Annotated in this window: 7 protein-coding genes and 1 rRNA gene; 3 read left to right on the top strand and 5 right to left on the bottom strand. The window is 34.8% G+C overall.

The window, feature by feature from the left end; genetic code table 11:
• The first annotated feature begins 102 nt into the window (after window positions 1-102).
• Window positions 103-792: an alpha/beta fold hydrolase gene (locus tag AC1Q7L_RS21600; protein ID WP_492307836.1), complete on the top strand. Its 690-nt coding sequence runs from the start codon at window positions 103-105 to the stop codon at window positions 790-792.
• Between the two features lies 1 nt (window position 793).
• On the opposite strand, the gene upp is transcribed toward AC1Q7L_RS21600, so the two are convergent.
• The 4 genes from upp to katG form a co-directional block, all read right to left on the bottom strand.
• The gene (gene upp, locus AC1Q7L_RS21605) at window positions 794-1,447 is read right to left on the bottom strand and encodes a uracil phosphoribosyltransferase (RefSeq protein ID WP_066755273.1); all 654 of its coding nucleotides are present in this window, start codon (window positions 1,445-1,447) and stop codon (window positions 794-796) included.
• Window positions 1,448-1,533: 86 nt separating this feature from the next.
• On the bottom strand, window positions 1,534-2,844 hold the full coding sequence (der, locus tag AC1Q7L_RS21610; protein ID WP_410692146.1) for a ribosome biogenesis GTPase Der: 1,311 nt from the start codon (window positions 2,842-2,844) through the stop codon (window positions 1,534-1,536).
• A gap of 136 nt (window positions 2,845-2,980) precedes the next feature.
• Entirely contained in the window at window positions 2,981-3,604 is a 624-nt protein-coding gene (locus AC1Q7L_RS21615; protein WP_492307835.1) for a phage tail-like protein, read from the bottom strand.
• 136 nt (window positions 3,605-3,740) lie between these two features.
• Window positions 3,741-6,014, bottom strand: a complete 2,274-nt coding sequence (gene katG / locus AC1Q7L_RS21620; RefSeq protein ID WP_492307834.1) for a catalase/peroxidase HPI — start codon at window positions 6,012-6,014, stop codon at window positions 3,741-3,743.
• A 341-nt stretch (window positions 6,015-6,355) separates the two neighbouring features.
• Between katG and AC1Q7L_RS21625 the strand changes: the two genes are divergently transcribed.
• Entirely contained in the window at window positions 6,356-6,817 is a 462-nt protein-coding gene (locus AC1Q7L_RS21625) for a heme-binding domain-containing protein (protein WP_492307833.1), read from the top strand.
• Between the two features lie 9 nt (window positions 6,818-6,826).
• Complete coding sequence (locus AC1Q7L_RS21630) at window positions 6,827-7,240, top strand: thiol-disulfide oxidoreductase DCC family protein (protein ID WP_492307832.1); 414 nt, start codon at window positions 6,827-6,829, stop codon at window positions 7,238-7,240.
• Window positions 7,241-7,476: 236 nt separating this feature from the next.
• Here AC1Q7L_RS21630 and rrf read toward each other — a convergent pair.
• Window positions 7,477-7,547, bottom strand: a 5S ribosomal RNA gene (gene rrf / locus AC1Q7L_RS21635); the annotation flags it as partial.

Here is a 7,547-nt window from a genome sequence, read left to right on the forward strand (position 1 = left end):
AGCACAGCTAACAATTGTTACTGTGCTTATCTTATTTTAATTATTGAATAAATATTTCTGTTATCTCAAATGTTTTTTATAATTTCAGGTAAACTATTAATTATGAAAAATTTACTTTTATTACATGGAGCTTTGGGGCACAGCAGCATGTTTAATCCTTATTTAGAAGAACTTTCAAAGTATTTTAATATTCATACACCTTTATTTTCCGGCCATGGAAATACTACTTTTCCTGAAGATGGAATTACAATTGAAAAATATGTGCAGGAAATAACAGAATATTGTGAGACAGAAAATTTAGATGATATTTATATTTTCGGGCACAGCATGGGAGGTTATGTTGCGCTTTGTTATGCTTTTGAAAATCCAAAAAAAGTAAATTCAATCATTACTTTGGGAACTAAATTTGACTGGACAGAAGAACAGGCTTTAAAGGAAAGTAAATTATTAAATCCAGATGTTATTCTTGAGAAAATCCCGAAATATGCGGAACAATTGGAAATTCAGCATGGCGCTCAATGGAAACAATTACTTCCGGATATTGCCAAAATGATGGTTTCTTTAGGTAAAAATCCGCCGCTGAAAGATAAAGTTTTAACTAAAATTGAAACTCCGGTTCAGATTATGATTGGTGATAAAGATAATATGGTAAGTTTTGAAGAAAGCATTGAAGTTTACAAAAAGATACCAAACGCAAAATTGGCCGTACTTCCAGATACAAAACATCCTCTGGACAAAGTACGACCAATATTATTATTTGATCTAATGAAAGATTTCTGGAAACTTTCTTAGATTATCTCTGAAGTTTTTCTCCGTAGCTTAAATCTCCTGCATCTCCCAATCCCGGGCTTATGTAGCCTTTTGATGTTAAGTTTTCATCAATTGCTCCTACCCAAATTTTTGCTTCCGGATATGCTTTTTCGATAGTTTCAACACCTTGTCTTGATGCGATGGCTGCAACAATATGAAGTTGAGTCGGTTTTCCGTGTGTTAATAAGTCTTTGATTGCTTCTATTAAAGATGCTCCTGTTGCCAACATTGGATCTCCAACGATTAGAGGTCTACCTTCAATGCTCGGACACGTTAAATAATCCTGTTTTATTGAAAAATAATCGTTCGCATCATGTTTTCTGTAGGCAGCTACGAATCCGCAGTCTGCTCTGTCGAAATAGTTTAAAATTCCTTCAAACAAAGGAACTCCGGCTCTCAGAATCGTTGTAATAACGGGCTGAACAGCAATTTCTTTAACCTTAATTGTATCTAAAGGCGTCTGAATTTCAATTTCTTTTGTTTCCAACCCTTTACTGATCTCAAAAGCAGCAATTTCCCCGATGCGCTCCATATTTCTACGGAACCTCATTCGGTCTTGCTGAATATCAACATTACGAAGTTCATTAATCCAAGAATTAATTAACGAAAATTGTTCTGACAACACAATTGTACTCATTATTCTGAAAAAGCTTTTATTTAAAAATTATTAAATTTAATATGAATAAAATCCCTCTTAGAATAATCTAAAAGGGATATTTTTTTTTATTTCTGTCTGAAATACACTTCGATTGGAACTCCGGTAAATCCGAATTCTTTTCTCAATTGATTTTCAGCAAATCTCTTATATGGCTCTTTTACGTACTGTGGTAAGTTACAGAAGAATACAAATTGCGGTGACGGCGTAGGAAGCTGAACGCAATATTTAATCTTAATAAATTTCCCTTTGTTTGCAGGCGGTGGAGTACGTTCGAAGATGGGAAGCATGATTTCATTTAATTTTGAAGTCTTGATCTTTTTCTTACGGTCTTCATAAACCAACATTGCCATTTCTACAGCTTTCAGAATTCTCTGTTTCGTTAACGCTGAAACAAAAAGAATTGGAATATCGCTGAACTGACCGATTTTATCTTTAATAGACTGCTCAAAATCACGTACTGTATTGGTATGCTTGTCTTCAACAAGATCCCATTTGTTAACAACGATCACGATTCCTTTTCTGTTTTTCTGTGCTAAACCGAAGATGTTCATATCCTGAGATTCCCACCCTAAAGTAGCATCAACCATGATGATCACAACGTCTGAATATTCAATAGAACGGATAGATCTCATTACAGAATAGAATTCCAAATCTTCGTTTACCTTAGATTTCCTTCTCATTCCGGCAGTATCTACCAACACAAACTCGTGTCCGAATTTATTGTAAAGCGTTTGAATACTGTCTCTTGTAGTTCCTGCAACATCAGTTACGATATTTCTATCGGCATCTAATAAAGCGTTTGTTAAAGTAGATTTTCCAACATTCGGACGACCTGCAATGGTAATTTTAGGCAACCCTTCGAATGGATCTTTATAATCTGTAGTCGGGAAATCTCTAACAATATCATCTAAAACTTCTCCTGTTCCGGAACCTGTTGCAGACGATAAAGTATAGTATTTGTCAATTCCTAATTGATAGAATTCTGTAGCATCGATCTCTTCTTTAGCTGAATCTACTTTGTTAATAACAATATAAACCGGCTTATTTGCTCTTCTTAAAAGTTCGTGAATTTCGTAATCTGTATCAGTAAGACCTTCTTCTACATTCATCATAAAAATGATAGACGTAGCTTCATCAATCGCCAACTGAACCTGTTTTGAGATTTCCTCCTGGAAAACATCGTCATTGTTCACATCATATCCACCTGTATCGATAACGGTGAAATCTACTCCGTTCCAGTCTGATTTTCCGTAGTGACGGTCTCTTGTAACACCAGCGGTAGAATCTACAATAGCTTCTCTTCTTTCCAGTAAACGGTTGAATAATGTGGATTTTCCTACATTGGGGCGCCCAACGATAGCAACAATATTTGACATAAAAAATGTTTAATAATCCTTCATAATAAAGGACAAGTTATTAATGAGTTACTCCAACTTTTGGAGCTCAATTTTTTGCAAAGATAGCGCTTTATTATTTAGTAATGAAAAACCTCTCAAAATGAGAGGTTTAAATTTATCTTCCTATAACAATCCAGCCTGAGCCATCACTTTGTATCTGATATCTCTGTCCGCCAGAAATTGAAGTAATCCCAGCATTAGTAACATCATCATAAATACCGGTTCCTGCAACAACCGAAATTGGTTTTGATGCAATACCATTACTTCCGATTAAAATATAAACTCTTCCCTTACAAGTACTTGCATCGGGAAGAACAATTCCTGTGTTTCCACCATAAATTCTTACAGTAAAATGAGTATCATTAAGTGTTAAACTTCCTGAATTTGGAGTATCATAGGGCTCTGACGAAGTCCCTGATTTAATTTTAATCCATTTGTCTAAATCTCCATTAAAATAATAATACCCGGTAGAAGTAACATCTAAAGTCTGTCCGCTTGGAGAAGAATCTGCAGTTGTAACATACACCAAAGCACCTGTTTGTAAAGAAGTATAACTTTTAGTTTTTAATAAATCTCCGGAAATTCTTGGAGCGATAATTCCATCTAATTTTGCATTGTTTGAAGCATCTCCAACTACATCGAAAGTAGCGTGTGGAGCATCGGTATTAACCCCAACTTGTGCATTAGTAAAAGCAAATGCGCCTACCAAAAGTAAGGCAGGAAATAATTTTTTAGTCATTTAAGTTTGTTTTTTCTGCAACAAATATAGGTTTTATTTTAATAATCAACTACGTTGAATCACAAATTACGCTATAATCAACAAAAAAAGACAGCCAAAACGACTGTCTCAATAAATATTATGTTAAGTATGAAATTTAGTTCAGATCAAATCTATCCAAATTCATTATTTTAGTCCATGTTGCAACGAAATCTCTGACAAATTTTTCCTGAGCATCTGCACTTGCATATACTTCTGCCAAAGCTCTCAATTCAGAATTTGAACCGAAGACCAAATCTGCACGACTAGCTGTCCATTTTGGTTGACCAGTAGATCGATCAGTTCCCATATACAATTCATTATCTTCCGAAATGGCTTTCCATTGTGTTCTCATATCTAAAAGATTAACAAAGAAATCATTGGTTAAAACTCCTGGACGTTGAGTGAATACTCCATTCTTGGAACCGTCGAAATTGGTATCCAAAGCACGCATTCCCCCGATTAAAACGGTTAATTCAGGAGCCGTAAGTGTTAATAACTGAGCTTTATCAATTAATAAAGATTCTGTAGAAACCGTATATTTTTTCTTTAAATAATTTCTGAAACCATCTGCTGCGGGTTCTAAATATCCCATTGATTCAACATCCGTCTGCTCTTGTGAAGCGTCCATACGACCTGGAGCAAAAAGAACAGTAATATTCTGTCCGGCATCTCTTGCTGCTTTTTCAACCGCTGTACTTCCCGCCAAAACAATTAAATCTGCTAAAGAAATCTTCTTGTTTCCGCCTTGAGCATCATTAAATTCTTTCTGAATATTTTCTAACACACTCAAAACTCTTTGTAACTGAGTCGGATTATTTACTGCCCAATCTTTTTGTGGAGCCAAACGAATTCTTGCTCCGTTTGCACCACCACGTTTATCACTTCCTCTGAAAGTTGATGCAGAAGCCCAAGCTGTAGAAACCAATTCAGAAACATTTAATCCTGAATTTAAAATTTTACTTTTTAGAGATTCAACATCAGAATCATTAACTAATTCATGATTCACTTCAGGAATTGGATCTTGCCAGATCAATTCTTCAGCTGGAACATCAGACCCTAAATAACGAACTTTTGGTCCCATATCTCTGTGCGTCAATTTAAACCAAGCACGAGAAAAAGCATCTGCAAAAGCATCAGGATTTTCAAAAAAGTTTCTTGATATTTTTTCATAAACAGGATCAAATCTTAATGAAAGATCTGTTGTAAGCATTGTTGCTCTGTGTTTTTTAGTAGAATCAAATGCATCAGGAATAATTTTCTCTCCGTCTTTTGCTACCCATTGATGAGCTCCTGCCGGGCTTTTCGTTAATTCCCATTCGTTTTCAAATAGATTTTTAAAGAAAAGGTTGCTCCATTCTGTTGGTTTTTCCGTCCACGTAACTTCTAGTCCACTGGAAATCGCATCTGTACCTTTTCCTGATTTGTAAGAACTGTTCCAACCAAAACCTTGTGATTCAATTCCTGCAGCTTCAGGTTCTTTTCCAACATGATCAGCCGACCCTGCACCGTGAGTTTTCCCGAAAGTATGTCCACCTGCAATTAATGCAACGGTTTCTTCATCATTCATCGCCATTCTTCCGAAAGTATCACGAATATCTTTTGCTGCTAAAATTGGATCAGGATTTCCGTCCGGCCCTTCTGGATTTACATAAATAAGTCCCATTTGTACTGCAGCTAAAGGTTTTTCAAGATTTCTGGAGTGAATAACCTCCGAATCATCTTCCGCGGGAAGAACACCATGACCTTCAACCCCCGGAGAACCGTGAGCATAACGAAGATCTCCGCCCAGCCAAGTTTTTTCTGTTCCCCAATACACATCCTGATCTGGTTCCCAAACATCTTCACGACCTCCCGCAAATCCAAATGTTTTGAATCCCATTGATTCTAAGGCAATATTTCCTGTAAGAATTAAAAGGTCTGCCCAAGAAATCTTTTTACCATATTTTTGTTTGATTGGCCAAAGCAATCTTCTCGCTTTATCCAAACTTACGTTATCCGGCCAACTGTTCAAAGGGGCAAAACGCTGTTGTCCAGCTCCAGCTCCTCCTCTTCCATCACCTACACGATACGTTCCTGCACTGTGCCAAGCCATACGGATAAATAAGGGCCCGTAATGACCAAAATCGGCAGGCCACCAATCCTGTGAATCTGTCATTAATGCATGAAGATCTTTTTTAACACTCTCAAGATCGAGACTTTTAAAAGCTTCAGCATAATCGAAATTTTCTTCCATAGGATTTGATAAAGATGAATGTTGTCTCAGAATATCAACTCTAAGATGATCAGGCCACCAATCTTTGTTATTGGTTCCACCTCCGGCAACATTTTCTTTTTTCATTGTTCCATTATGGAATGGACATTTGCTGATGTCATTTAAATCTTTTTCCATTGTAGTTTAATTTTTTATGTTGATTTATACAGTTTTAATATCTCGTCTATTAATATTTATACAAACTTACAAAGCTTAATCAATAAATACAATCTATCAATAAAATTTTTACAATAGTTAAAAACTATAACAATTTATTAATTATGGATTATCACTCAATAGATGTATAAAAGATATAATAATGCATTTAAGTTAATAAAATTAGCTTAAACTTAAATAAAAATCAATAATTAAAGCTCATATTTAGAATAATTCAATGTATAATTGACAATTAAATATTATTCATATTCTTTATAATTAAAATTTTAATAACTTTATCTATTAAGAAACATGATCAGCGTATGAAAAAAGTAATTGTAATTCTTCTTGTAGCATTTATTATCATTCAGTTTTTTCCGATTGATAAGACAAACCCGCCACCAACTCCAGGAATGGATTTTTTAAGAATAAAAAAAACACCACCTCAGATTGCAAATATAATTAGTACTTCTTGTTATGACTGTCATTCCAATGAATCAAAATATCCTTGGTATTCTGATATTGCTCCATCTTCATGGTTGTTGAAAAATCATATTAATGAAGGAAGAAAGCATCTAAATTTCTCTACCTTTGCTACATACGAACCTAAAAGACAAGCTCATAAGCTGGAAGAATGCATTGAAATGATTGAAAAAGAAGAAATGCCTTTAGATTCGTACTATCTTGGTCATCAGGATGCTAAATTAACTACAGAACAAAGACAGGAATTAATTAAATACTTTAAAAAAGTAAAAGAGGAAACCGAACGAGCAATGGTATTTTAAAAATAAATCATGGACGAAAATTGGCAAAATAAACATATTGTATTTTTTGACGGAGAATGTGGAGTCTGCAATTTCTGGGTACAATGGATTTTAGAAAGAGATAAAAAAGATCAATTTATGTTTGCTTCACTGCAATCAGATTTTGGGCAAAACTTTTTGTCCGAAAGAGGTCTTGAAACTAAGGTATTCAATACCATGTATCTTTGGAAGCCAAGTCAATATTATTTAATTAAATCTAAAGCCATTTTACAAATTGCATCATTATTGGGTGGAATTTATAAACTCTCAGGAATTGGAAAAATATTCCCTACATTTCTAAGTGATAGTATTTACGATATGGTTTCCAGAAATAGAATGAAATTGGCTAACCAGAAATGTTATTTACCTACCCCACATCAGAGAGGGAAATTTATTGAGGTTTAAATAAAAAACTATTACTAATTGAATCAATAGGGGCGGGTTTTAACCCGCTTTCATCATTAGGTTGATTAACAATAGGCTTCAGCCAAAACTTAAAATTCTAGATAGCGTTTTCTGCTAAATTATTTGTTCCCTATTACAGATCGATGATAATTTATCGATGATCAATGCTTTCTTTGTATTTGGGATATGGACATAAAAAAACTCCTTCATCGGTTGATGAAGGAGTTTTGAATAAAAACTGGCGGCGACCTACTCTCCCGCTTTCGCAGTACCATCGGCGCTGGTGGGCTTAACTTCTGTGTTCGGA

The sequence above is a fragment of the Chryseobacterium sp. GW823-FHT05E08 genome (genome assembly GCF_058795655.1).

What these genes read in the sequence shown, in the direction of transcription:
- AC1Q7L_RS21600 (WP_492307836.1), top strand. Translation starts at nt 103, where the DNA reads ATGAAAAATTTACTTTTATTACATGGAGCTTTGGGGCACAGCAGCATG.
- upp (WP_066755273.1), bottom strand. Translation starts at nt 1,447, where the DNA reads ATGAGTACAATTGTGTTGTCAGAACAATTTTCGTTAATTAATTCTTGG.
- der (WP_410692146.1), bottom strand. Translation starts at nt 2,844, where the DNA reads ATGTCAAATATTGTTGCTATCGTTGGGCGCCCCAATGTAGGAAAATCC.
- AC1Q7L_RS21615 (WP_492307835.1), bottom strand. Translation starts at nt 3,604, where the DNA reads ATGACTAAAAAATTATTTCCTGCCTTACTTTTGGTAGGCGCATTTGCT.
- katG (WP_492307834.1), bottom strand. Translation starts at nt 6,014, where the DNA reads ATGGAAAAAGATTTAAATGACATCAGCAAATGTCCATTCCATAATGGA.
- AC1Q7L_RS21625 (WP_492307833.1), top strand. Translation starts at nt 6,356, where the DNA reads ATGAAAAAAGTAATTGTAATTCTTCTTGTAGCATTTATTATCATTCAG.
- AC1Q7L_RS21630 (WP_492307832.1), top strand. Translation starts at nt 6,827, where the DNA reads ATGGACGAAAATTGGCAAAATAAACATATTGTATTTTTTGACGGAGAA.